The sequence below is a fragment of the Curvibacter sp. AEP1-3 genome (genome assembly GCF_002163715.1).
In the GTDB taxonomy this organism is placed as follows: Bacteria; Pseudomonadota; Gammaproteobacteria; order Burkholderiales; family Burkholderiaceae_C; genus Allorhodoferax.
In genome coordinates this window covers 3444414-3468536 of record NZ_CP015698.1, presented here as the reverse complement: position 1 = coordinate 3468536, position 24123 = coordinate 3444414, and the positions used below count along the sequence as shown (strand labels likewise).

At 60.0% G+C, this 24123-nt stretch carries 24 protein-coding genes and 1 tRNA gene; 13 read left to right on the top strand and 12 right to left on the bottom strand.

Annotated features, from left to right (window positions below):
* Positions 1–3 precede the first annotated feature (3 nt).
* The 3 genes from AEP_RS16265 to AEP_RS16255 form a co-directional block, all read right to left on the bottom strand.
* A complete protein-coding gene (locus tag AEP_RS16265; RefSeq protein WP_087496355.1) occupies positions 4–369 on the bottom strand; it encodes a response regulator in 366 nt (121 codons plus the stop codon).
* Positions 369–761, bottom strand: coding sequence for a response regulator (locus tag AEP_RS16260; protein WP_087496354.1), 393 nt, complete (start codon positions 759–761; stop codon positions 369–371). The genes AEP_RS16265 and AEP_RS16260 overlap by 1 nt, the downstream gene beginning before the upstream one ends.
* A 71-nt stretch (positions 762–832) precedes the next feature.
* Positions 833–985 carry a rubredoxin gene (locus tag AEP_RS16255; protein ID WP_250644829.1) on the bottom strand — a complete coding sequence of 51 codons (153 nt, stop codon included), beginning with the start codon at positions 983–985 and terminating at the stop codon, positions 833–835.
* A 141-nt stretch (positions 986–1126) separates the two neighbouring features.
* On the opposite strand from AEP_RS16255, the gene thiD reads away from it, so the two are divergent.
* Both thiD and hemL read left to right on the top strand, forming a co-directional pair.
* Positions 1127–2050 (top strand): bifunctional hydroxymethylpyrimidine kinase/phosphomethylpyrimidine kinase, encoded by a 924-nt coding sequence (thiD, locus tag AEP_RS16250; RefSeq protein WP_087496352.1) that lies wholly within the window; start codon positions 1127–1129, stop codon positions 2048–2050.
* Positions 2051–2064: 14 nt separating this feature from the next.
* Entirely contained in the window at positions 2065–3366 is a 1302-nt protein-coding gene (gene hemL, locus AEP_RS16245; RefSeq protein WP_087496351.1) for a glutamate-1-semialdehyde 2,1-aminomutase, read from the top strand.
* Between the two features lie 81 nt (positions 3367–3447).
* On the opposite strand, the gene AEP_RS16240 is transcribed toward hemL, so the two are convergent.
* From AEP_RS16240 to dusB, 4 genes are all read right to left on the bottom strand, one after another.
* Complete coding sequence (locus tag AEP_RS16240; RefSeq protein ID WP_087497385.1) at positions 3448–4041, bottom strand: SIS domain-containing protein; 594 nt, start codon at positions 4039–4041, stop codon at positions 3448–3450.
* A gap of 194 nt (positions 4042–4235) precedes the next feature.
* Positions 4236–5858, bottom strand: a complete 1623-nt coding sequence (purH, locus tag AEP_RS16235; RefSeq protein WP_087496350.1) for a bifunctional phosphoribosylaminoimidazolecarboxamide formyltransferase/IMP cyclohydrolase — start codon at positions 5856–5858, stop codon at positions 4236–4238.
* Between the two features lie 72 nt (positions 5859–5930).
* Positions 5931–6167 (bottom strand): Fis family transcriptional regulator, encoded by a 237-nt coding sequence (locus tag AEP_RS16230; RefSeq protein ID WP_087496349.1) that lies wholly within the window; start codon positions 6165–6167, stop codon positions 5931–5933.
* On the bottom strand, positions 6164–7216 hold the full coding sequence (dusB, locus tag AEP_RS16225; RefSeq protein WP_087496348.1) for a tRNA dihydrouridine synthase DusB: 1053 nt from the start codon (positions 7214–7216) through the stop codon (positions 6164–6166). Before dusB ends, AEP_RS16230 begins: the two co-directional genes overlap by 4 nt.
* Positions 7217–7364: 148 nt before the next feature.
* On the opposite strand from dusB, the gene AEP_RS16220 reads away from it, so the two are divergent.
* Complete coding sequence (locus tag AEP_RS16220) at positions 7365–7838, top strand: YqaA family protein (RefSeq protein ID WP_087496347.1); 474 nt, start codon at positions 7365–7367, stop codon at positions 7836–7838.
* A 1-nt stretch (position 7839) separates the two neighbouring features.
* Here AEP_RS16220 and mnmH read toward each other — a convergent pair whose 3' ends face one another.
* Genes mnmH through ychF form a run of 3 tightly spaced genes read right to left on the bottom strand, consistent with a single transcriptional unit; the run spans position 7840 to position 10915 of the window.
* On the bottom strand, positions 7840–8892 hold the full coding sequence (gene mnmH / locus AEP_RS16215; RefSeq protein WP_087496346.1) for a tRNA 2-selenouridine(34) synthase MnmH: 1053 nt from the start codon (positions 8890–8892) through the stop codon (positions 7840–7842).
* 12 nt (positions 8893–8904) lie between these two features.
* Positions 8905–9801 (bottom strand): DMT family transporter, encoded by an 897-nt coding sequence (locus AEP_RS16210; RefSeq protein WP_087496345.1) that lies wholly within the window; start codon positions 9799–9801, stop codon positions 8905–8907.
* 22 nt (positions 9802–9823) lie between these two features.
* Positions 9824–10915 (bottom strand): redox-regulated ATPase YchF, encoded by a 1092-nt coding sequence (gene ychF / locus AEP_RS16205; protein WP_087496344.1) that lies wholly within the window; start codon positions 10913–10915, stop codon positions 9824–9826.
* Positions 10916–10946: 31 nt separating this feature from the next.
* On the opposite strand from ychF, the gene AEP_RS16200 reads away from it, so the two are divergent.
* Positions 10947–12701, top strand: coding sequence for a sensor domain-containing diguanylate cyclase (locus tag AEP_RS16200; protein ID WP_087496343.1), 1755 nt, complete (start codon positions 10947–10949; stop codon positions 12699–12701).
* Complete coding sequence (locus AEP_RS16195; protein ID WP_087496342.1) at positions 12698–14509, top strand: sensor domain-containing diguanylate cyclase; 1812 nt, start codon at positions 12698–12700, stop codon at positions 14507–14509. The genes AEP_RS16200 and AEP_RS16195 overlap by 4 nt, the downstream gene beginning before the upstream one ends.
* On the opposite strand, the gene AEP_RS16190 is transcribed toward AEP_RS16195, so the two are convergent.
* Positions 14494–15375 carry an MOSC domain-containing protein gene (locus tag AEP_RS16190; protein WP_087497384.1) on the bottom strand — a complete coding sequence of 294 codons (882 nt, stop codon included), beginning with the start codon at positions 15373–15375 and terminating at the stop codon, positions 14494–14496. The two genes, AEP_RS16195 and AEP_RS16190, sit on opposite strands and share 16 nt — an antisense overlap.
* A 55-nt stretch (positions 15376–15430) precedes the next feature.
* On the opposite strand from AEP_RS16190, the gene AEP_RS16185 reads away from it, so the two are divergent.
* The 3 genes from AEP_RS16185 (at position 15431) to AEP_RS16175 (ending at position 19313) form a co-directional block, all read left to right on the top strand.
* A complete protein-coding gene (locus tag AEP_RS16185) occupies positions 15431–16558 on the top strand; it encodes an FAD-dependent monooxygenase (RefSeq protein ID WP_087496341.1) in 1128 nt (375 codons plus the stop codon).
* 38 nt (positions 16559–16596) lie between these two features.
* Positions 16597–17325 carry a DsbC family protein gene (locus tag AEP_RS16180; RefSeq protein WP_087496340.1) on the top strand — a complete coding sequence of 243 codons (729 nt, stop codon included), beginning with the start codon at positions 16597–16599 and terminating at the stop codon, positions 17323–17325.
* 113 nt (positions 17326–17438) lie between these two features.
* A complete protein-coding gene (locus AEP_RS16175; RefSeq protein ID WP_087496339.1) occupies positions 17439–19313 on the top strand; it encodes a M61 family metallopeptidase in 1875 nt (624 codons plus the stop codon).
* A gap of 24 nt (positions 19314–19337) precedes the next feature.
* Here the strand turns inward: AEP_RS16175 and AEP_RS16170 are convergent, their stop codons facing one another.
* The gene (locus tag AEP_RS16170; protein WP_087496338.1) at positions 19338–20162 is read right to left on the bottom strand and encodes an enoyl-CoA hydratase-related protein; all 825 of its coding nucleotides are present in this window, start codon (positions 20160–20162) and stop codon (positions 19338–19340) included.
* A 54-nt stretch (positions 20163–20216) separates the two neighbouring features.
* Between AEP_RS16170 and AEP_RS16165 the strand changes: the two genes are divergently transcribed.
* The 5 genes from AEP_RS16165 to AEP_RS16145 all read left to right on the top strand — a co-directional run bounded on the left by AEP_RS16165 (position 20217) and on the right by AEP_RS16145 (position 24022).
* A complete protein-coding gene (locus tag AEP_RS16165) occupies positions 20217–20996 on the top strand; it encodes an enoyl-CoA hydratase (protein ID WP_087497383.1) in 780 nt (259 codons plus the stop codon).
* Positions 20997–21021: 25 nt separating this feature from the next.
* Positions 21022–21098: transfer RNA gene (locus AEP_RS16160), tRNA-Met, on the top strand.
* A gap of 110 nt (positions 21099–21208) precedes the next feature.
* On the top strand, positions 21209–21589 hold the full coding sequence (locus AEP_RS16155; RefSeq protein ID WP_232459849.1) for a hypothetical protein: 381 nt from the start codon (positions 21209–21211) through the stop codon (positions 21587–21589).
* Between the two features lie 115 nt (positions 21590–21704).
* On the top strand, positions 21705–23042 hold the full coding sequence (miaB, locus tag AEP_RS16150) for a tRNA (N6-isopentenyl adenosine(37)-C2)-methylthiotransferase MiaB (protein ID WP_087496337.1): 1338 nt from the start codon (positions 21705–21707) through the stop codon (positions 23040–23042).
* A gap of 161 nt (positions 23043–23203) precedes the next feature.
* Positions 23204–24022: a nidogen-like domain-containing protein gene (locus AEP_RS16145; RefSeq protein ID WP_087496336.1), complete on the top strand. Its 819-nt coding sequence runs from the start codon at positions 23204–23206 to the stop codon at positions 24020–24022.
* Positions 24023–24123 lie beyond the last annotated feature (101 nt).

Sequence of the window (24123 nt, the reverse complement as noted above, 5' to 3'; positions counted from 1 at the left end):
GCGTTAACCCAAGGCCTTGATCTTGGCCAGCAGTTCGGATGCATCCACCGGCTTGGTGATGTAGTCCTTGGCACCTTGGCGCATTCCCCAAACCCGGTCTGTCTCCAGACTCTTGCTGGTGCACATGATGATGGGAATGTCTGCGTACTCAGGGGTGCGGTTAATGGCGCGGGTCAGCTGGAAGCCGTTTTGACCGGGCATCACCACGTCCATCAAGATCAACTGGGGCTTTTCTTCAGCCAAACGCTTGAAAGCTTCATCTGCGTTCTCTGCCGCACGGACGGTATATCCGTTCTTCTGCAGGATCTCTGTTAGGTAGAGGAGCTCTGTCTTGGAATCGTCAACGATCAATACTTTTTGGATAGGCATCAGGCTGCTCCTTGCAATGCGGCACCGAATTGCTGCACAGCCTGCAGCAACTGGTCTTTGGTGAACGGTTTGGTGAGGTAATCCTGCGCACCGACCATGCGGCCCCGCGCTTTGTCGAAGACGCCATCCTTGGAGGACAGCATCACGACGGGTACCCCAGAAAATTTGGCGTTGCGTTTGATGATGGCGCAGGTCTGGTAACCATCCAAGCGCGGCATCAGGATGTCGCAGAAAATCATGTGAGGCTGGTAATCATTGACTTTGGCCAATGCGTCGAACCCATCCTCAGCAAGCAAGACGTCGTGCCCGCCCTGCTTGAGAAAGATTTCCGCGCTGCGCCGTATGGTGTTGCTGTCGTCAATCACCAGAACTTTAAAGGTGGGGGCGGTCATACTCAAAGGGCTTGGCTCCAGTACTCACATGGAAGGTCAGGACATGCAAATTCCGCACCCGGAGTGCGACATCAGATTTGCACCATTTCGAAGTCTTCTTTGCGGGCACCACATTCGGGGCATGTCCAGTTCATAGGGACATCTGCCCACAATGTGCCGGGTGCGATGCCGTGGTCAGGCGCGCCCGCGACCTCGTCATAAATCCAACCGCAAATCAAGCACATCCAAGTTTTAGTATCAGTCACAGCTTATAGGGCCTTCAAATAGAATGCAACGATTGTATAGAGCAGGTTTTGTCCAAAAGACCGCCGCCCGACTAAAGAACGCCATTCTGCACGATGACTTACCCTAATAAAGGCCTCTAGATGTCGGCAACACCCTCCCTGGAAATCGAAGATGCCATCGGTGATGATGGGCCCTCGGCCTGCGTCATGGCATTCAACGCCAACGACCCCAGCGGCGGCGCCGGCACAGCGGCCGACCTGACGGCCATTGCATCTGTTGGCGCGCATGCCTTGCCGGTTGTCACCGGCGCCTACGTGCGCGACACCACTGAGATCGTGGATCACTTTCCCTTCGACGACGAGGCCGTGACCGAACAAGCGCGCGTCATCCTGGAAGACGTGCCCGCACAGGCTTTCAAGGTCGGTTTTGTAGGAACTCCGGAGAACCTCTCTGCCATCGCTGAAATGGCGTCTGACTATTCCGATGTCCCCCTCGTGGCCTACATGCCGGACCTATCCTGGTGGGAAGAAGACAAGATCGATTTGTATCAAGACGCTTGCACAGAGTTACTTTTGCCTCAGACGACATTGTTGGTAGGAAACCACAGCACGCTATCCCGCTGGCTACTGCCCGACTGGGAGTCCGAAAAAAGCCCCTCTGCCCGCGATATTGCGAAAGCAGCCAACGCATTCGGCGTGCCCTACACCTTGGTCACCGGCATACCCTTGCCCGACCAATTCATAGATAACGTTCTCGCTTCACCGACCGCCGTGCTGTGCAGTGAAAAGTTCGAACGCTTTGAAGCCATATTCACAGGAGCAGGCGACACGCTATCTGCGGCATTGGCAGCGCTGATCGCCAGCGGCACAGAACTCAACGAAGCCGTAACCGAAGCGCTGAGCTACCTCGATCGCTGCCTGGAAAACGGCTTTCGTCCGGGCATGGGACATGTACTGCCTGACCGCCTTTTCTGGGCACAACCCGAAAGCGACGACGAAGAAGACGGTGCGTTGTCCTCTGTAGAAACCGACTTCGAAGTCCCCCCCAATTCCACCCGACACTAACTGGCAGAAATTTTGTGACAGACCGTAACTTAGACCTTTTTGAGCGCGCCAAGCGCGTGATTCCCGGCGGCGTGAACTCCCCCGTGCGCGCATTCAAAGCCGTGGGCGGCACCCCGCGTTTTGTGCAACGTGCGCAAGGCGCCCACTTTTGGGACGCTGACGGCAAGCGCTACATCGACTACATCGGCTCTTGGGGTCCCATGATCCTGGGCCACGGTCACCCTGCAGTGTTGGAGGCCGTGCAAAAAGCAGCGCTCGACGGCTTCTCGTTTGGCGCTCCGACAGAACGCGAGGTGGAACTGGCCGAAGCCATCTTGGCACTGGTACCCAGCATGGATATGGTGCGGCTGGTCAGTAGCGGCACCGAGGCCGGCATGAGCGCCATCCGCCTCGCCCGCGGCGCGACTGGCCGGAGCAAGATTTTGAAGTTCGAAGGCTGCTACCACGGCCATGCCGATGCGCTGCTGGTCAAAGCCGGCTCCGGCTTGGCCACCTTCGGCAACCCCACCAGCGCCGGTGTGCCGCCCGAAGTGGTGCAGCACACCCTGGTGCTGGAGTACAACAACATTCAGCAACTCGAAGAAGCTTTTGCCCTGCACGGCAAAGAGTTGGCCTGCGTGATGATCGAGCCGATTGCCGGCAACATGAATTTCGTGCGCGCCAGCGTGCCCTTCATCAAACGCTGCAGCGAGCTGTGCACGGAATACGGCGCCTTGTTTGTATTTGACGAAGTGATGACCGGCTTCCGCGTCGCACCCGGCAGCGCCCAGCAGGTCTATGCACGCAGCATTCCCGGATTTGAGCCCGACATGACGGTCATGGGCAAGGTGATTGGCGGCGGCATGCCCTTGGCAGCCTTTGGCGGCAAGCGCGCGGTCATGGAGCAGCTGGCCCCCTTGGGCCCTGTGTACCAGGCCGGCACTTTGTCCGGCAACCCGGTGGCTACCGCTTGCGGCTTGGCGACCTTGGCAGAAATCAGCAAACCCGGCTTCTACGAAGACTTGGGCCGCAAAACACAGTCCCTGATCAGCGGCCTGCAAGCAGAAGCCGACAAAGCGGGAATCGACTTCTGCGGCGACTCTGAGGGCGGCATGTTCGGCTTTTTCTTATTCAAAGAACTGCCGCAAAACTACGCCAAGGTCATGACCACCGACAACGCGCGTTTCAACACTCTGTTCCACGGCCTGCTGGACCGCGGCGTTTACATCGCCCCGGCACTTTATGAGGCTGGCTTCATGAGCGCCGCACACACCGATGCCGACATTGCAGAGACGGTCGCCGCAGCGAGTGACGTGTTCAAATTGCTATCAAAATAGAAGCTGCTCGCGCAAATAAAACAAGGGCTGGAAGCCGATTTGGCTTCCAGCCCTTGTTTTATGGTGGGGTGGACTACGCACTCACTCGCCGACGTAGTTCTCTGGAAAAAAGTGGCGCTCGATCAGCTCAATCAGGATGTGCAGCACCTTGATGTGCAGCTCCTGCACCCGGTCTGCATAAGTTCCACCGGGGGTACAGATGTACACATCGCTCAGGGGCTCCAGCTTCTCGCTGCGCTTGCCGCTCAGGATGATGACCTTCATGCCCAGTGCTTTGGCCGCCTCGGCGGCCTTGATCACATTCTTGCTGGTGCCGCTTGTACTGAGCGCCACCAGGCAATCGCCGGGGCGGCCGTGGCCTTCGACGTAGCGGGCGAATACTTGCTCGTAGCCGTGGTCGTTGCCCACACAGGTCAGGTGGCCGGCGTCGCTGATGGCTGTCGCGCCCAGCGCTTTGCGATCTTTGCGGTAGCGACCGGTCAGTTCTTCAGCAAAGTGCATGGCATCGCACATGGAGCCGCCATTACCGCAAGAGTACACCCGCCCGTGGCTCTCAAAAGTGGAGATCAGCAGTTGGGCAGCCTGCTCGATGGTCGCCAATGCGGCCGGGTTGGCCAGCAGCTTGGTCAATGCGGTGTGCGCCTCTTGCAGGCTGGAAGTGATGTAGTTTTGCATGGAGCCCATTTTCGCGCAAACCCTCCTGTGTCCGGAACAACTGCAGAACAAGCCCAGATACCAAGATTGCAAAGAAGCAGCAGTCGCTAATGAATTCATAGCTGCTCGCGCACATTCCATGAGCGCCAGCACATGATTTGACACAAAAAAGCCGCCCTCAGGCGGCTTTTGCACTGGCTTCCAAAATCGATGGTTTAGTGGCGGAAGTGGCGCACGCCGCTGAACACCATGGACACCCCGCGCTCGTTGGCCGCGTCAATGACCTCTTGGTCACGCATGGAGCCACCGGGCTGAATGACGCAGGTCGCGCCGTGGTCGACCACCACATCCAAGCCATCGCGGAAGGGGAAGAATGCATCGCTCGCCACGACCGTGCCAGCCAAGGACAGATTGGCGTGGCCGGCTTTGATGGAAGCGATGCGGGCAGAGTCCAGGCGGCTCATCTGGCCGGCGCCCACGCCCATGGTCATGCCGCCCTTGCAGAAGACGATGGCATTGGACTTGACGTACTTGGCCACTTTCCAAGCGAACAGCAGGTCATTCAGCTCTTCAGCAATGGGTTGCTTGGTCGTCACGACCTTCAGATCGCTCAGCGCCAGCTCATGGTTGTCGGCCGTTTGCAGCAGGATGCCGGAGCCGATGCGCTTCATGTCCATCAGGTTGCGGCCCTGGTCCCATGCCGACGCTCCACCCTTGGGCAAGTCGATTTGCAGAATCCGCACATTGACCTTGGACTTGAACACTTCCAGCGCTGCGGCTGTGAAGCTAGGTGCCATCAACACTTCCACAAACTGCTTGGAGATTTGTTGCGCACCAGCTTCGTCCAGCTCAGTATTCAGCGCAATGATGCCGCCAAACGCGCTGGTGGGGTCGGTCTGGAAGGCCTTGCTGTAGGCCTCCAAGGCGTTGGCACCCACGGCCACGCCGCAGGGGTTGGCGTGCTTGACGATCACGCAAGCAGGCGTGTCAAAGCTCTTCACACATTCCCAAGCAGCGTCCGCATCGGCGATGTTGTTATAGCTCAGTTCCTTGCCCTGCAATTGCTTGGCAGTCACCAGCGAGCCGGGGGCAGGCATCAAATCGCGGTACAGCGCGGCTTGCTGGTGGCTGTTTTCGCCGTAGCGCAGGTCTTGCACTTTGACGAAACGGCCGTTGCTCTGGCCGGGGAACAGGTCCAGCACCGGGGCCTTGTCACCTGCGGGCACCCCTTCATTGTCGTCTTTAGCGATCTGGATGGCAGACAAGTAGTCGCTGATGGCACCGTCGTACTGGCTGATGCGGTTGAATGCCGCGATGGACAGGCCCAGCTTGGTCTTGTCGCTCACCACGCCGTTGGCCTTCAGTTCGGCAATCACGGTGTCGTACTGGGCCGCGTCGGTCAGCACCGCCACGTCTTTCCAATTCTTGGCCGCGCTGCGCACCATGGCGGGGCCGCCGATGTCGATGTTCTCTATCGCGTCTTCCAGCGTGCACCCCGCCTTGGCCACGGTAGCTTCAAACGGATACAGATTAACCACCAGGAAGTCGATGGTGTTGATGTCGTGCTCTGCCAGCGCCGCCATGTGGGTGGGGAAGTCGCGGCGCGCCAGCAAGCCACCGTGCACGCGGGGATGCAGAGTCTTCACCCGGCCGTCCAACATTTCAGGGAAGCCGGTCATCTCCGCCACTTCGGTCACCGGCAAGCCTTTGTCGGCAAGCAGTTTGGCGGTGCCGCCGGTGGACAGGAGCTTGACGCCCTGGGCGTGCAACGCCTGGGCGAGTTCAACGATGCCGGTCTTGTCGGAGACCGACAACAGTGCAGTTTTTTGTGCGTTCATAGTGCGGGGTAAAGTAAAACCAGAAAACGTTTCACCGGACACCCGCACCATGGCGGGAGCCGGCGGGGACACTCACGAGAGCAACTTGTGCTCTACCAATTTTTTGCGCAGCGTATTGCGGTTCAAGCCCAACCATTGAGCAGCTTTGGACTGGTTGTTGTCCGCCTGCGCCATCACCACTTCGAGCAAGGGTTTCTCTACCGCCCGAACCAGCATGTCGTACATGCCACCGGGCTCCGTGCCATCCAGATCTGCGAAATACGATTCCAGACTGGTGCGCACGCACTCATCCAAGTGCTTCTTGCTCATGCTGCCAATTCCATCATGTCATGTCCCCTTGCCTGACCAGTCGCTGCTTCCCGGGCGGGAATGCGATCCATTTTTTCATTCAACTCATCCAAATACGTTTCCACCGCGGCCACTTGGGAGGCGCTGTCTTCCAACAGATTCATGCGCTGACGGAAGTCTTCGCCACCCGGCAGGTCTTCCAAGTACCAGCCGATGTGCTTGCGTGCCGAGCGCACGCCTATGAATTCGTCGTACAGGCTGTAATGGTCGTAGAGGTGCTCGACCAACAGCTTTTTCACCTCACTCACCAACGGAGGTGCAAGGTGTGTGCCAGTGGCCAGAAAATGCGCCACCTCCCGGAATATCCACGGGTAGCCTTGGGCCGCACGGCCGATCATGATGGCGTCTGCGCCCGTGGCGGCCAGCACGTCACGCGCCTTCTCGGGGGTGGTGATGTCGCCATTGGCCACCACCGGAATGCGTAAGGCCGCTTTGACGGCGGCAATCGTGTCGTACTCGGCCGCGCCTTTGTAGCCCTGCTCGCGGGTACGGCCATGCACCGTCACCATCTGCACGCCTGCAGCCTCGGCAGCGCGGGCCAGCACCACCGCATTCTTTTCGGCCTGGCACCAGCCGGTGCGCATCTTCAAAGTCACCGGTACATTGCGCGGCGCGCAGGCTTTGACTACGGCGTCCACGATCTCGATGGCGAGTTGCTCGTCCTGCATTAATGCAGAACCTGCCCATTTGTTGCACACCTTTTTGGCGGGGCAGCCCATGTTGATGTCTATGATCTGCGCGCCACGGTCGATGTTGTAAACCGCCGCCTCCGCCATCATGGCCGCCTCGGTACCGGCAATCTGCACCGCAATCGGTCCGGGCTCACCATCGTGGTTCGCGCGGCGCGAGGTCTTGAGGCTGTTCCACAAATCCTTGCGGGACGTCACCATTTCGCTCACCGCATAACCGGCACCCAGCTTTTTGCACAATTGGCGGAAAGGCCTGTCAGTCACCCCAGCCATAGGGGCGACAAAGAGGTGATTCGCCAAAGCGAACTGGCCGATTTGCATGGGTAGTGTGGGAGCGGGAGGCGGTAAAAAGCGTGAAGGCCCGCACTGCTGCGGGCCTGATGTGTATTCTAACTGCTCAAAATTTCAGCAATTGAAATGCCGCCCGGATGCAGAGAGACTATGCTCGGCTCCCTATACTGGGCTCACCATGGACGCCTGGCTCACCCACTTTTTGCACCTGCTTGCTTTACCCGAGTACAGCCTGAGTACCGTATTCGCCGTCTCGCTCATATCAGCCACCTTGTTGCCCATGGGCTCGGAACCGGTAGTGCTGGGCCTGGTGCACCTGCAGCCCGATATGTTCTGGCCTGTCATTGCCGTCGCGACCGTGGGTAACACCCTGGGCGGTGCGATCACCTGGTGGATGGGCAAGGCAGCCTGCGACGTCGCTGACAAATTTGGCGGCTCCTACAGCCATGTGCGCGCCCTGCACTGGCTCCGCCGCATGGGGCCCAAGGCCTGCTTGCTGGCTTGGCTGCCCATCGTAGGCGACCCGCTATGCGCGGTGGCCGGCTGGCTCAAATTGCCTTTCTGGCAATGCGTGGCCTACATGGCGGTGGGCAAATGCCTGCGCTACATCACGATGACAGCCGGTGCCATCGGGTTGATATCACTCTGGTGATTTACTTCCGCTCTGCGATACGGCGAGCCAATTCCATGAACCCGGCGTCACTCACATCGTCCGTGCCCAAAGTATTCCCCTGGGCCTCAACGGAATGCAGTTGCTGCATGGATCGGTCGTAGTAGCGGTCGTAGTGCTTGACGAGAAGGTCCTCCACCAATTCTTCGTATTGCCCGTTCGCAATCAGGCTCTTCCACGCTTCCACTTGGGCCTTGCCGCAGGTCGCACCCAAGCGCTCCAATTGCGCCACCAATACCGGGCTGTGCACGAAATAGGCGTAGTCCTGCAGTAAGAACCGCACGCGCGCACTGACCGGCACATGCAATCCCATCCACGTGCCCTGCTGGATGCCTTGGTAGACCGCATCCGGCAGGCGCAGCAACCCGATGCGCTTGCTCTCGGCTTCGACATACACCGGTCGCGCCGGATCAAAAGCGGACAGGGTATGCAGCACACAGGTTTCAAACATCTTCTGCGATGGTTGCACTTGGTCCGGCAGACCACCGAGCACCGAACCTTTGTGGGCGGCAATGGCCTCCAGGTTCAAAACCTGCTCGCCCAATGCTTCCAGCGATTCAAGAACCTTGGTTTTACCGGAACCGGTGGGCCCTGCCAGCACCCGGAAATCGTATCGGGCCGGCACAAGCTCCAGCTCACTCAGCACATGATGGCGCCAGGATTTGTAGCCGCCGCTCAGACGCCGTGCCGTCCAACCCACTTCGTTGAGGATATGGGTGAACGAACCACTGCGCTGCCCTCCACGCCAGCAGTAAACCAACGGACGCCAGGACTTGGGGTGTGCCGCAAACAGAGTCTCAATGTGGCGCGCCACATTGCGCGCGACCAATACCGCGCCTACCTTGCGGGCTTCAAACGGAGACACTTGTTTGTACAGCGTACCCACCCGGATGCGTTCCTCGTCATCCAACACGGGGCAGTTGATCGCACCGGGAATATGGTCCAACGCAAACTCACCCGGAGAGCGTGCATCGATCACGGCATCGAAACTGCCCAATTGGGCGATATCGGCGAAGGTGTGGTTGACGGAAGTCACGCAATGTTTCCTTTAACGGACCAGAACCAGAATCGTGCCCACCACAGTGAGCCCTGCCCCCCACCAGGCACCCTTTGCAGGGGACCGTCCGAGGTGCCACCACAGCAACGGTAGCACCAGCACCGGCGACACGGAAGACAAAATCCCGACCATGCCGACATTGCCATGCTGGAGAGCCAGCAGGATCAGGCTCATGCCCAGCCCCATACCTATCATCCCGCTCAGCGCCACTTTTCCCACCACGGGCCAAGACAAAGGGTTCTGAGTGCGAGCCAGCTGGGCCCCGCCCCATAACAGCGCAAGATGGGCCGCACAGGTGGCGCCTACGCGAAGCACAGTGGCAGCCACCGGGTCGACCCCGGACGCCATCACCGGTTTGGCAATCAGGGACCCGGTGGCCTGGCACAGCGCTGCGACCAGCCCCAATGCCACACCCGAAGGCACGTGGCCACGGATCTGCTCCAACGCATGCGACTCGTCCTTACGCGACCCCAGCGCAATGGCTGTCATCACGCCGCCCACTACCAAGGCCCCGCCCAATATTGCTTGAGTGCCCATACGTTCATCCAGCACCAAAAAGCCCAGCAGCGCGCTAAAGAGCGCATGAGTGGCAAACAAAACGCCCGTGCGCCGGGGGCCCAGACGATTCATGGAGGCAAACAGGGCGGTGTCACCCACAAAAATGCCTATGAGACCACTGGCGATCAAGACCAAGGCTTGGGCCCCTGAAATGCTGTGCCATGCGCCATTGAAAAGCACGACTGGAGCCAACATGACGAAGACCAGCCCCATGCGCCAGCGCGTAAAAGCAAACGCGCCCAAATGGCGCGCTTGCGGAGCGGAAATCAGCCCGGTGAGGGCCCAGCAGGCCGCTGCTCCCAGGGCCAACCAGTCATACGACAGGGTCACATGATGTCCGTGAAAAGATGCATCAGGAACTGAACAGGAAGTTCATCACGTCGCCATCCTTGACGACGTATTCCTTGCCTTCGGCGCGCATCTTGCCGGCATCCTTGGCTCCCTGCTCGCCTTTGAACGCAATGAAGTCGTCAAAAGCGATAGTCTGGGCACGGATGTAGCCCTTCTCGAAATCAGTGTGGATCACGCCTGCAGCCTGGGGGCCGGTGTCGCCCACATGGATGGTCCAAGCGCGCACTTCTTTCACGCCCGCGGTGAAATAGGTTTGCAGACCCAACAAGCTGTAAGCGGAACGGATCAAGCGGTTCAAACCCGGTTCGCTCTGGCCTAGTTCTTTCAAGAACTCCAGGCGGTCTGCATCATCCATCTCGGAGAGTTCAGCTTCCATCTTGGCGCAAATGGCCACCACGGGCGCACCTTGTGCCTTGGCAAAAGCCGTCAGTCGGTCCAGCAGCGGGTTATTTTCAAAGCCGTCTTCCGACACGTTCGCCACAAACATGGCGGGCTTGGCAGTGATCAGGAAGAACTGCTTCAACAAAGGCAGCTCTTCTTTGCTGAAATCAATCGTGCGCACTGGCTTGGCTTCGTTCAAGGCAGTCTGGCAACGCTCCAGGATGGACACCAGCTTGACGGACTCTTTGTCGCCGGAGCGCGCCAGCTTGGTCACACGGTGCAAGGCTTTTTCGACAGCACCCAAATCCGCCAGGCACAGCTCAGTCTGGATAACTTCGATGTCGGCGATCGGGTCCACCTTGCCCGCAACGTGAATCACGTTGTCGTCCTCAAAGCAACGGACCACATTGATGGTGGCGTCGGTTTCACGGATGTGCGCCAGGAACTTGTTGCCCAAGCCTTCGCCGGTGCTGGCACCCGCCACCAAACCGGCAATGTCGACAAACTCCACGATGGCAGGAACAATGCGCTCGGGGGTGATGATGTCCGCCAATTGTTGCAGGCGCGGATCAGGCACTTCCACTACGCCCACGTTGGGCTCGATCGTGCAAAACGGGTAGTTTTCTGCAGCAATGCCCGCCTTGGTCAAGGCGTTAAAAAGGGTACTTTTGCCCACGTTGGGCAGGCCTACAATGCCACACTTCAAACTCATAACAAACCTCTAAAAACTGGGTGCCAAGTGTATGCCATACCTGTTTCCTCGCCTGTTGGTGGCGCTGGCACTCTGGATAGGGGTGGGTGGCTGGAGCGCCAGTGCCGCGGAAACCGCCCCCCCAGACACACTGGTACTCGGTGACGGCACCAGTAGCCTGACAGTCCAAGGCCGCACATTGCAATGGCTGGAGAACGGCCGTACGGCAGACGTCAAGAATGCACTGACGGCCCCTTTTCAAACCATTCCCGCAACGCAGGTCGCTAGCCTGAACGAGAGCAACACCTTGTGGCTCAAGATGCGCGTGGTGCGGGCAGCAGGGAATACGTCTCGCTGGGTCCTCAACATTCCGCAGCCTTATTTGGACTACGTCACTCTGTACGAACTGCGTAACGGGGCCTGGTATCCGCAAACCGCCGGGGATACGCATTCCCAAACCCATTGGGCCATCCGCGGCTTGTATCCGGAATTCGAGCTAAACCTTCCGGCCGGTCAGCCACAGGACCTGCTGCTGCAAGTGCGCAACTTCAAACCGCTCCCCCTGCCACTGCGTATCAGTCCCGCTAGCGTGCGCGAAGCGCAACGCCTGATGGAGAGCATTGTGCTCGGTCTGGTGTTCGGCCTGGTGCTCACCCTGACTGTGCTTTCATTGATGCGGTATGCAGAGTTCCGCAACATTTCTGACCTGGGCGCCGCGCTGTACAGCGTGCTGATCGTCACCGCCCTGAGCCAATTCAATGGCGTACTGAACGCCTTGATCTGGACCGACGCGCCGGCTTGGGCTGATTACGCCAATAGCGTGCTACCGGTCATTGCCCTCGGAGGGGCGCTGCTTTACGGTCGACACCTTTACGCCCTGAACACCCACCACCCGCAGTTTGATCGTGCGTTGCAAATCATGGCATGGGCCTCGTTGGCATCGGTATTCAGCTATGTGGTGGTTGATCGATCCACGGCAGACCTGATTGCCGGTGCGACGCTCCTGGTGGGCACCGCCATGGGCCTTGTAGCCACATGGCTTAACTGGCGCACCGGCTCTCCCCTGGGAGCGTGGCTCTTGTGGACGTACACCCCGCAGTTCGGCATGGTGTTGTGGATGACCCTGGAAGCCGGGGGCTACCTGCCTGCCTTCTGGCCATTGCGATATCTGCTGACGCTCACCGTGGCTGCTTCCGTGCCGGCACTGGTCTATGCATTGGGGCGTGCGACCCATGACCGCAAGGAAATTGCAGCCCGGGCAGAGCACCTCCCGACGCAGGATGCTTTGACAGGCTTGCTGACCCCCGGCGCATTTCAATCTCACCTGGAAGATGCCTACCAGCGTGCGATTAGCGGGCGCGAGCCAGTAGCTTTGGTGCTGGTAACCGTGGTCAACCATGAACATATCCGCAGCAGTATGGGGGACCCGATTGCAGAACAGTGCCTCTTGCGCGCCGTGATCAAGCTGCACCGGGTACTGCGCGATGTGGATCCGGCGGCCCGCGTAGGCAGTGCCCGCTTTGCCATGCTGATGGAAGGCGTGGCCTCCCGGCAGGCTGTCACAGAGCGTTTGGTGAAGCTGGTGGCGTCCGGTCTGATCCCCTTGCAGGGCTTGCAGCCGGAAGTAACGCTGCAATTCCAAGCCGCCTGTGTACTGCTCCAGGAAAATCCGATAGCCCCCGCCAAGGCACTCGACGAATTGGCCGAAGTTTTGGCAGGTATCTCACCCCGCACCCGACGTCCGATCCGGTTTCTCGAACCCGTGCCCACCCAGGTCGCGAGCTTGCACTCCTCGTTGTCCGCATGACACTCCTCACCTGCTCACACACACTCGCCAGTCGCGCTCTGGCCATGGTCGTTCTATGCTGGGTGGCACTGTTCAGCCAGCACGTGGGCGCGCAAACCACGTACACACTGGACGACAACGTCGGGAGTTTCCGGCTACAGGACTCTCTGGCTTTCCTGGTGGACCCGGATGGCAAAAGCAATATTGACGAGATCCTCAAACGGGACCGAAACCGCTTCAGCCCGGCCAGCACCGCACGCAGCCTTCCTCTGCGGGAAGGCAATTCTGTCTGGGTGCGCTTGAGTCTTGCGCGAGACGCGCACTCCACCGCCAAGTGGACATTGGCCATTCCCCTGCCTTACCTTGATTACGCTGCGCTGTACCAACCTGATGGACAAGGCGCCTGGACCCGTCAAGTGGCCGGAGACACCTTGCCAGTCGACAGCTGGAGCCGGCCCGCGCTCTACGCGGACTTCAAGCTCGACGTGCCGGTGGAAGGGGCTTACGACGTCTATCTGGAGCTCCGCAATTTCAAGCCCACGCTGATGCCGCTGATGATCGCGACAGAGAGCAAACGCAATAGCCAGAGGGAACTGGAACATTTGCTGCTGGGTGGTCTGTTTGGAGCGCTCATCATGCTGGTGGGCGTATGCGCCATCCATTACTTGCAAAGCCGCAGCGCAGACGATGGTTGGTACACCCTCTATGCCGCTGGTATGGCGGTCGTGGTGAGCTGCATGACAGGACTTTCGGGTTTGTGGTTGTGGCCTCAATCTCCAGCATGGTCCAACTACACCCATTTCAGCATGCCCATTCTGGGCTTGGGTGCGACACTCATCTTCGTGCGGCACATCACTTCGTTGGACGCGGGCTTCCCGCGTCTCTCGCAAGCTGTCTACGGGGTTGCAGGATTCGGCATTCCCATCGCACTTTTGGGCGTGGCCATCGACCGCAGTGTGGCCGACGTGTTCAATGCGGTATACCTCGCCACTTGCCCCCTTCTGCTGTTGGTAGCCACGATCCAGACCTGGCGCCGCGGCCATGCAGTAGGCCGCTGGCTGACGATCGCCTACACACCCAACGCCGTGGTGACCGTTTACATCGGGCTGCAAATGTTGCAGCTGCTACCGGCATGGTGGCAGTCCCGCTACCTGATGGTGGCAGCAGTGGCGTTGTCTGTTCCGCTCCTGCAACAAGCCTTGCATTTGCGCGCCCGCGAGCGACGCGAAGTCCAGGAGCGTGCAGACGCACTTCCGACCCAGGACGCCCTGACCGGCCTGTTGACCCGCCCGCTGTTCGATACCCAGGTAGAGCTGGCGATCAAGCGTTCGCGCCAGAACCGGGAGCCCTCCGCCATCGTGATGGTGGAGGTGGTGAACTACAGCTACTTGCGTGAGTCCTATGGCGACGCGATTGCCGAGCAATGCCTGCTGCGTGCAGCCGTCAAACTTCACCGCGTATTGCGTGACGTGGATCCCGCCGGCCGTGTGGATACTGCCCGCTTCGGCTTGGTGCTCGATGGAGTGGCATCACGCCAGGAACTCACGGAGCGCATGGTCCGCCTGGTGGCCTCCGGCCTGATCCCACTGCCCGGACTGCGCCCGGAAGTCACGCTGCAATTTCACATCAGCTGTGCCTTGTTGACCGAGGTGGTCGCCGACAAGCGCACAGTCCTGCAAGAGCTGCAGGACGTTTTGCACGGCATGTCGCCCCGCACCCGTCGCCCCATTCGTTTCCTGGAGCCCGCACCAACGATGCCGGCAGCCCTGCCCTCCAAGGAGGACGGCAACTCTGACCGAGCACCGCTCACGCCTCACTCAAAACCATAACTCGCCGCCACCGACTGGCCCACTCGCAGCACAGCACCCGCACCGGCCTGCACGATGGCATTCATGCCGAAAGTGATCGCGCCGTTCACGCGGGCATCCTGCCGGTAGGCCATCAAGGCGTCACCAACGCCCGGATGGCTTTGGGCCGTGACGGGATCAATGTTTGGAATCGGGCAGCGGGCACAGGGCTTGACCAAGGCCAGACGGGGACGGACTTGACGCTCTGCGTCCATCTCCACTTCCAGCACCGTGAGGTGATCTTCATCATGGGCATCCAGCCCACCCAGGACCAGATTGGGGCGGAAGCGGTTTATACCGACAGGGGCTAATCCGGCAGCGGCCAGTCGAGCGTTGAGGGGATCCATGGAAGCATCGGTAGTCACCAACACCGGGTAGCCGTCGGCAAACTGGGTGTGGCTGGGGGCACCACCTGTCCAGCGCGTGCTGCACGGACGTTGCACCTGCGGAGCAAAGCGCACCAGCCGTACACCGGGCTCGCCCAATACTTGCTGCAACCACAAAGCTGCGTCTTCCCCCATGTCCATGGCATCCAACGAGTCATCCCACACCTGCACGCGGCGCAAAGGGCCTTGCGCTTGAAGCGGCACCACAAGGGGCTCCACTTCCGGTCCGTGCAGCTCCAAGGCGCCGGACGTGATCCGGGGTTGCACTAAGGCCATCCGGGGGCATTCGCGCTGCGTCAGGAACAGGCCCTCTGCGTCCACCACCATCCAGTGCCGGTCCCATTCCAGACCGGTCTCCAGTAAACGGGCTTCCATCACAGTGATTCCAGCGAGTGATTTAACCGGGTAAATCATCAAAGCGGCGATGCGGCCGTGCACATCGGGGGTGAAACTGTCGGGCATGGGGCTTTCCTGGTGCATAGAGTCTGCATTGTGCACAGCCTCCTACAATGCCCGCATGGCCCAAACCTATGACATTTGTATCCGTGGCGCTGGCATTGTGGGGCGCGCGCTGGCGCTGCATCTGGCGGCCAAACGCTTGAAGGTTGCCCTGGTAGTGACCGCTGCCGGAAACATGGCGGCAGACACTGATGTGCGAGCGTACGCACTCAATCAGCAATCACGCGCGCTGTTGGAAGCGGTGCGTTGCTGGCCGGCAGGAGACAGCGCCACGTCTGTCCTGCACATGCAGGTCGAAGCGGATGCCCAAGCCCAAGTGAACTTTGCGGCAGCAGACCAGGGCGCTGAGGCACTGAACTGGATCGTCGATGTACCGGTGCTGGAGCAGCAACTGGCGCAAGCCGTGCAATTCCAACCCCTCATAACAGTAGTCGACTCGCCCCAGCCCGCCACCCTCACCGTCGTATGTGAAGGCCGCTCTAGCACCACACGTGATGAATACGGCGTCGAATTCGACGTGTTCAAGTACGACCAATGGGCAGTCGCGGCCCGGGTAGAGAGCGAGCTCCCTCACGGGCAGACTGCGCGTCAATGGTTCAATGAAGGCGAAATTACCGCACTATTGCCGATGGGTGGAGCACAAGGGAACTTCCACGCACTGGTGTGGTCAGTCAGTCCCGAGCGCGCACAACACCTGCTAAACAGCCCTGACATGGAATTTACCGACGCATTGCAAACCGCCACCCGCATGGCCGTGGGCAGCTTGCGCCTCACCGGCCCCTGTGCCAGTTGGCCCCTGCAACATGCTGTGGCACGGCGCTGGGCAGGTACGGCCCCGATGGCTGGCGCATCACGTGACTGGGTACTGGCCGGCGATGCCGCCCACAACGTACACCCCCTGGCGGGCCAAGGACTGAACCTCGGGCTGGGCGACGTGGCTGAACTGGTGAAGGTGCTGGATGGCCGCGGCTATTGGCGCGCGGTGGACGATATGCGCCTGCTGCGCCAGTATGAACGGGCCCGCAAAGCTGAATTCGCGATGGTGGGTGGCAGTGGCGATTCCTTGCAACAACTTTTTTCACATCCCCATGAACTGGTGCAAAGTGCACGCAGCTGGGGCATGCGGGGCTTTGACCACCTTCTGCCCTTGAAGCGCTGGGTAGCCCGCCGCGCGATGGGCCTTTAAGGCCTTAGTCCAACTTTTCTGAACGGAACCTTCCCCATATGCATTTCACCCGCTCGTTTGCCGCCACCCTGGGTTTGGCCTTGGCCGCCCTTACCACCGGCGCAACTGCCCAAGAGGCCGCCATCCGCGAAGCCATTGCCAAACGCGTGCCCCAGCTCAAGGCGATTGACGAAGTGCGCCCCTCCAAGATTCCGGGCCTGTATGAAGTCCGCGTCAACGGCGCCGAGATCTATTACACCGATGCCAAAGGGAACTACCTCATCCAGGGCAACATGTTTGAGACCAAGGGCCTGCGCAATTTGACCGAAGAGCGCATCAACAAGCTGACTGCGATCAAGTTCGACACCTTGCCGTTCAAGGACGCCTTCACGATCGTGCGTGGCAACGGCTCGCGCAAGGTAGCCGTGTTTGAAGACCCCAACTGCGGCTACTGCAAGCGCTTTGAGCGTGACCTGCAGAAGATCGACAACGTGACGGTCTACATGTTCCTGTACCCCATCCTGGGACCGGACTCCACCGAAAAGTCGAAGGCCATCTGGTGCAGCAAGGACAAGGCGGTCGCTTGGCAGGATTGGATGCTTCGTGACCAACCCGCACCTGCTGCTGCCGCCATGTGCGACACCACGCCACTGGCCCGCAACGTGGAGTTCGGCAAGGCCTACCGCATTCAGGGTACCCCCACCCTGCTGTTTGAAGACGGCAACCGCGTGCCTGGTGCCATCGACGCCCAGCAAATCGAGAAGCACCTGAAAGACGCCAAGGGATGAGGCGCGCAGGCATCCGCCCTTCACAGCCGCCCCTGAACAAACGCTCCTGAACAAACGCTCCTGAATTCATAGCTGCTCGCGCATATACGGCGGGCGCAAACCGGTGTTTTGGCATGAAAACCTCTTCCAAGCCCCCCCAGACCACCAAATCTGTGGCAAAGACCCCTGTCCCTCAGGCTGCAGTGCATTACCGGGTGGAAGTGGCAGATCTGCATGCCCACCTCTACCGGGTCACCATGACGGTGGCGTCGCCGGCCAGTCAGCAGGTGCTGCGGCTGCCGGCTTGGATACCGGGCAGCTACCTGCTGCGCGAATTTGCCAAGCACCTGCAAAAGCTGGAATGCCGTCAGAATGGCAAGCGGATCGCGGTCGAGCAACTGGACAAGGCGACCTGGCAAGCCAACTGCCGCCCGGAGCTGCCGCTGGAAGTGAGCTACGAGGTCTACGCCTTCGACTCCTCAGTGCGCACCGCTTGGCTGGACGCGCAGCGCGGCTTTTTTAATGGCACCAGCCTGTGCCTGCAGGTGCCCGAAGCAGCAGCACTGCCGCACACTTTGGAAATGCTGCCTGTTGCAGGCGCCCAAGGCTGGCAGCTGGCTACCGGACTGGAGGCGGTGCGCATCGACAAAGCCGGCTTCGGCCTCTACCGCGCTGCCGACTACGACACGCTGGTGGACTGCCCGGTGGAAATGGGCCCGTTCTGGAGCGGCAGCTTCGAGGTATTCGGAGTGCCGCACCGCTTTGTGGTGGCGGGTGCCCCGCCCAGCTTCGATGGCGAGCAACTGCTGGCCGACACTCGCGCCATCTGCGAGGCCGAGATGCGTTTCTGGCATGGCAGCGAGCTTGAAAGCTATCAAAAAGAGAGCGCATCGCGCACGAAGGATGCGCGCCAGAGCCCGATTCCATTCAAAAACTACGTCTTCATGCTGGCGGCTGTGTACGACGGCTACGGCGGGCTGGAGCACAAAAACTCCACGGCGCTCATCTGCAACCGTAAGGACCTGCCGCGCCTGCCCCGCAGCACGCTGGCGCCCACCACACACAAGCAGCCCGAGGGCTACACCACGCTGCTGGGGCTGATCAGCCACGAGTACTTCCACACCTGGAACGTGAAGCGCTTGCGCCCCGCAGAACTGACCACCTATGACTACACCCGCGAAAACTACACCGAGCTGCTGTGGTTCTTTGAGGGTTTCACCAGCTATTACGACGACCTGCTGCTGCGCCGGGCCAAGCGCATCGACAACGCGGCCTACCTCAAACTGCTGAGCAAGACCATCAACCAAGTGGACCAGACGCCCGGCCGACTGGTGCAGAGCGTGGCCCAAAGCAGCTTTGACGCCTGGGTGAAGTACTACCGGCAGGACGAGAACACAGCCAACGCTACAGTGAGCTACTACACCAAGGGTTCCCTGGTCGGCCTGTGCTTGGACCTGACCTTGCGCGCTGAGGGAAAAACCACGCTGGATGCAGTGATGCGCGGTCTGTGGAGACGTGGCGCCGGCGGCCCCATGACCGAAGTCGACCTGCTGACCGTGCTTCAAGAGCTGGGTGGCCGCTCGTTTGCCAAAGACTTGGAGCGCTGGGTGCACAGCACCAAGGAACTGCCGGTGGCCGAATTGCTGGAGCAGCACGGTGTGCAGGTGAACCGCGAACCGGATCAAGTGGCCCAGCAGCTGGGGCTGCGCGTCAAGGAGTCCGGCGGCCTGTTCATCCAGCAAGTGCTCCGCGGCGGTGCGGCTGAGAAGGCCGGCTTTGCGGCGGGCGACGAATGGCTGGCCGTGCAAACTGAAGGCGAGCCCTGGCGCATGCAATCCTTGGATGACCTGACGCTTTACACCGGCAAGGCCAAGAAAGTCACAGCACTCGTATCGCGTGACAAGCGGCTGATGAACCTGCAACTCACCCTGCCTGCAGCCTCTCAAGCCGTGCGCCTGTCGGTGCGCGATGCGGCCGCAACCAATAAATGGCTGGAGAGCGCCGGCTGATCCGGCTTTTCACCAACCCTGCAGCTATTGGCCGGTAAACCGCGCGGCGCGTTTCTCACGGAATGCCATCACGCCCTCCAAATAGTCATGGGTGCGGCCCATGGCACTTTGGGTATCCCGCTCCGCGTCCAGCTGTTGGTTCAGGCTACGGTTAAGCCCGTCGCGCAGTAGATGGCGGGTGGCCACCAGCGCGGATGTCGGCATCGCGGCCAAGCGCTGAGCTATGTCCATGGCGGCGGTGACGCAGTCGTCGGCCACTTCCCAGATCAGCCCCCAGTCTTTGGCCTGCGCCGCAGGTAGTGCATCACCGGTCATAGCCAAGGCAAGCGCCCGGGCCATGCCCAGGCGCTGGGGCATGAACCAGCTGCTGCCGGCGTCAGGCACCAGCCCTATCTTGCTGAATGCCTGAATGAACTTGGCACCCGGCGCAGCAATCGCCACATCACAAGCCAATGCCAGTGAAGCCCCTGCCCCTGCAGCCACGCCATTGACGGCCGCAATCACCGGCATGCGCAAAGCTTGAATACGCCGGGTGGTGGGGTTGAAGGCCTGGTCGATCACGGGGCCGGGATCGGCGCGCTCCACGAGATTGGGGCCGGGCTCGAAATCGAATTCCGTCAAATCCGCGCCCGCACAAAAACCACGGCCTGCACCGGTAATGACCACGGCACGGATGGCGGAATCCGATTCTGCGCAGTCCAGCGCCTTCAACAAATCGGCATGCATTTGGCGGGTGAAGCTGTTCAGGCTTGCCGGGCGATTCAAGGTCAGCAAAGCCACTGCGCCCTGTTCGGCGTAGGTGACGGTAGATTCAAAGGAGTTGGTAGGAGTCGTGCCGGCGTCAGTCATGTGCAAACCCTCTTCGCTATAGTTCAAAACATCAAAAATCCGGAGACTTCCATCATGAGCTACGAATGCATCACCACCCGTATCGAAGGCGACAAGGTCGCCATCATCACGCTCAACCGCCCCAAGCAACTCAACGCGCTGAATGATCAACTGATGGATGAATTGGGCGCGGCGCTCAAGGCCTTTGACGCGGACCCCGCCATCGGCTGCATGGTGATCACCGGCAGTGAGAAAGCCTTTGCCGCCGGCGCCGACATCACGGCCATGGCCAAGTTCAGCTTTGCAGATGCCTACAAGGGCGACTTCATCACCCGCAACTGGGAAACCATACGCACCATCCGCAAGCCGGTCATCGCCGCTGTGAGCGGCTTTGCGCTGGGCGGTGGCTGCGAACTGGCCATGATGTGCGACTTCATCATTGCAGCGGACAACGCCAAATTCGGCCAGCCCGAGATCAAGCTGGGCATCATCCCCGGCGCGGGCGGCACGCAACGCCTTCCCCGTGCTGTGGGCAAGTCCAAGGCCATGGACCTGGCCTTGACAGGCCGCATGATGGACGCCGCTGAAGCCGAGCGCGCAGGCTTGGTGAGCCGCGTAGTGCCGCTGGACAAGCTGCAGGATGAAGCTCTGGGTGCTGCGCTGCAGATTTGCGCTTTCTCTCAGGTGGCCACCATGGCGGCCAAGGAAGCCGTGAATCGTTCGTTTGAAGGCACATTGGCAGACGGCATTGCTTTTGAGCGCCGCATGTTCCACGCCTTGTTTGCCACCGCAGACCAGAAGGAAGGCATGGACGCCTTCGTGAACAAACGCGCGGCGAACTTTACGCACCAATAAATTCTGGTCTATAATGCCGGTCTTCGGTCGTATAGCTCAGTTGGTTAGAGCGCAGCATTCATAATGCTGATGTCGGTGGTTCAAGTCCACCTACGACCACCAAACAAGAAAACCCGCAGTGCGAAAGTGCTGCGGGTTTTTTCTTGGCCGGCCCGGTTTGGGGCTCAGCCGCTAAAATGCATTACTTCATTCACAGCCTCTGGATACACACCATGAACCGCTGCATTCTTTTGCTTTGCTCACTGGGCCTTGCGGCCACAGGTGTCATCGCACAAACCGGCCCTACCAGCAAGAACCTCACCACTACGGATGGCTCCGTGGTGGCAGTACGCACCTTTCCCTCTAACGCGCTGCGCGGCACGCTGATTGTCCAAGCGCCGCCCGAGGTGCTGCTGGACACCAAAGCCGACCGCCTGTCCCCCGGCGCTCGGATACGCGGGGCAAACGGCATGCTGGCCCTGTCGGCTACCTTGATCGGGCAAACCTTGCCTGTGATGTACACCCGCGAACCCAACGGGATGCTGCACGACGTTTGGGTACTGACCGAGCTGGAAGCCCAGCTCATCCCGGCCAAGCCTTCTTACTCCAAGTAAGCAGGTGCGACCCCGGGTCGCCCCCAGCATTCACTTTAATAGTCACTTGGCACCCTAGCGCCCGCTGCGTTTGCGCGAGCAGCTCCTGAATTCATAGCATTGAAACAAACCCATCATGTCCAAAAAAGTCTTTATCAAAACCTTCGGCTGCCAAATGAACGAGTACGACTCGGACAAGATGGCTGACGTGCTCGGCGCAGCGCAGGGCTACGAGCCCACAGACGATGTGGAACAGGCCGACCTGATTCTGTTCAATACCTGCTCGGTGCGCGAGAAGGCACAAGAGAAGGTGTTCAGCGACTTGGGGCGCATCAAGCACCTCAAGGCCAAAGGCGTGCAAATCGGGGTGGGCGGCTGCGTGGCCAGCCAGGAAGGTGCCGAAATCATCAAGCGCGCGCCTTATGTGGACGTGGTGTTTGGCCCCCAAACCCTGCACCGCCTGCCCGAAATGCTCAACGCCCGCAAGGCGCTGGACAAGCCGCAGGTGGACATCAGCTTCCCCGAGATCGAAAAGTTTGACCACCTGCCGCCTGCCAAGGTGGACGGTGCCAGTGCGTTCGTGAGCATCATGGAAGGCTGCTCCAAGTATTGCAGCTACTGCGTGGTGCCCTACACCCGCGGTACCGAAATTAACCGGCCGTTTGAAGACGTGCTGGTGGAGATTGCCGGTCTCGCCGACCAGGGCGTGAAAGAAGTCAACCTGCTGGGCCAGAACGTGAATGCTTGGCGCAACGAAATGGGGGACTCGGGCGAGATGGCCGACTTTGCGACCTTGCTGGAGTACGTGAGCGACATCCCGGGCATCGAGCGCATCCGCTACACCACCAGCCACCCCAACGAGTTCACACCCAGCCTCATTGCGGCGTACGAAAAACTGCCCAAGCTGGTGAGTCACTTGCACCTGCCGGTGCAGCACGGCAGCGACAAGATTTTGATGGCCATGAAGCGCGGCTACACCGCCATGGAATACAAAAGCACCATCCGCAAGCTGCGCGCCATCCGGCCGGACATGAGCATCAGCTCGGACTTCATCGTCGGTTTCCCCGGCGAGACGGACGAAGACCACGCCAAGATGATGAAGCTGATCCATGACATCGGCTTTGACAACTCGTTCAGCTTCATCTTCAGCCCCCGCCCCGGCACGCCGGCGGCAAACCTGCACGATGACACCCCACACGAAGTGAAGCTGGCCCGCCTGCAAGAGCTGCAAGCCGCCATCAACGCCAACATTGCCACCATCAGCAATCAGCGACTGGGCACGGTGCAACGCATTCTGGTGGAAGGCAGCAGCAAGCGCGACAACGGCGAACTGATGGGCCGCACCGAGTGCAACCGCGTGGTCAACTTTGCCGGCAACCCGCGCCTGGTGGGCCAGCTGGTGGATGTGACGATCACCGAGACGCGCAGCTACACCTTGCGCGGTGAGGTGCTGACCACCGAGTTTGCGGCCTGATCATTAGACGCCGACTGCCCGAGGCTCCCCAAAAAAGCCCCATTCCGAAACAATTTGTTGCAAATATTGTTCGAAAGCTAGTCCAAACGCACCACACCGGTGCCCACCCATTGGCGATGCTGCTACCGATACTTCAGTCTCCATCAACAGGGAGCACAAGTATGTTCAAAAACATCGCCGCCGGTACCTTACTGGCCATCACCTTTGCAGCATCGTCAGCCATGGCAGGCGCCGTTCATGACGACAATCTGTACACCGCCAATACCCTTGCTGCAAATGACGATCTATCAACTGGCCGAGTTGATATCGGGTTCAACATCAATTTCTACGGATCGAATTTCAGCCAGCTGTATGTCAACAACAACGGCAACGTGACCTTTAACTCGGCGCTCTCCACGTTCACGCCCTTCAGCCTGCTCAGCACCAGCACACCCATGCTGGCTCCGTTCTTTGCCGACGTGGACACCCGTAATGCCATTAGCGGCCTCACGCAATACGGACAAGCCACGGTCAATGGCCGCCAGACCTTTGGCGTCAACTGGCTCAATGTGGGCTACTTCAGCAGCCAAGCAGATAAAACCAACAGCTTTCAGCTGATCGTGACCGACCGCTCCGACACTGGCGCTGGCAACTTCGACTTCCAGTTCAACTACGACAACGTAAGCTGGGAGACCGGCAGTGCAAGCAATGGCGTCAACGGTTTCGGTGGTGCGTCTGCACGCGCCGGCTGGTCCAACGGCACCACTAACTCGTTCGAGCTGGCCGGCTCCGCAGTGAATGGCGCCCTACTCAACTCCGGATCAAACGCCCTGATTAGCCACCAGCTGAATTCCAATGTAGCCGGCCAATACAACTTTAGCGTGCGCAACGGAAATGTGATCCCCGCCGTGCCCGAACCAGAAACTTACGCCATGTTGCTGGCCGGTTTGGGCTTGATGGGCGTAGTAGCCCGTCGTCGCAGAGCGCAAGGCAGGTCTTAATCAGACTCGGTTTTGGACAAGGGCTCCTTCGGGAGCCCTTTTTGCTTTTGGCTTGCCCTAAGTCAAGAAAATCGCAAGGGAAAACCCGAGGCCTGCACGTA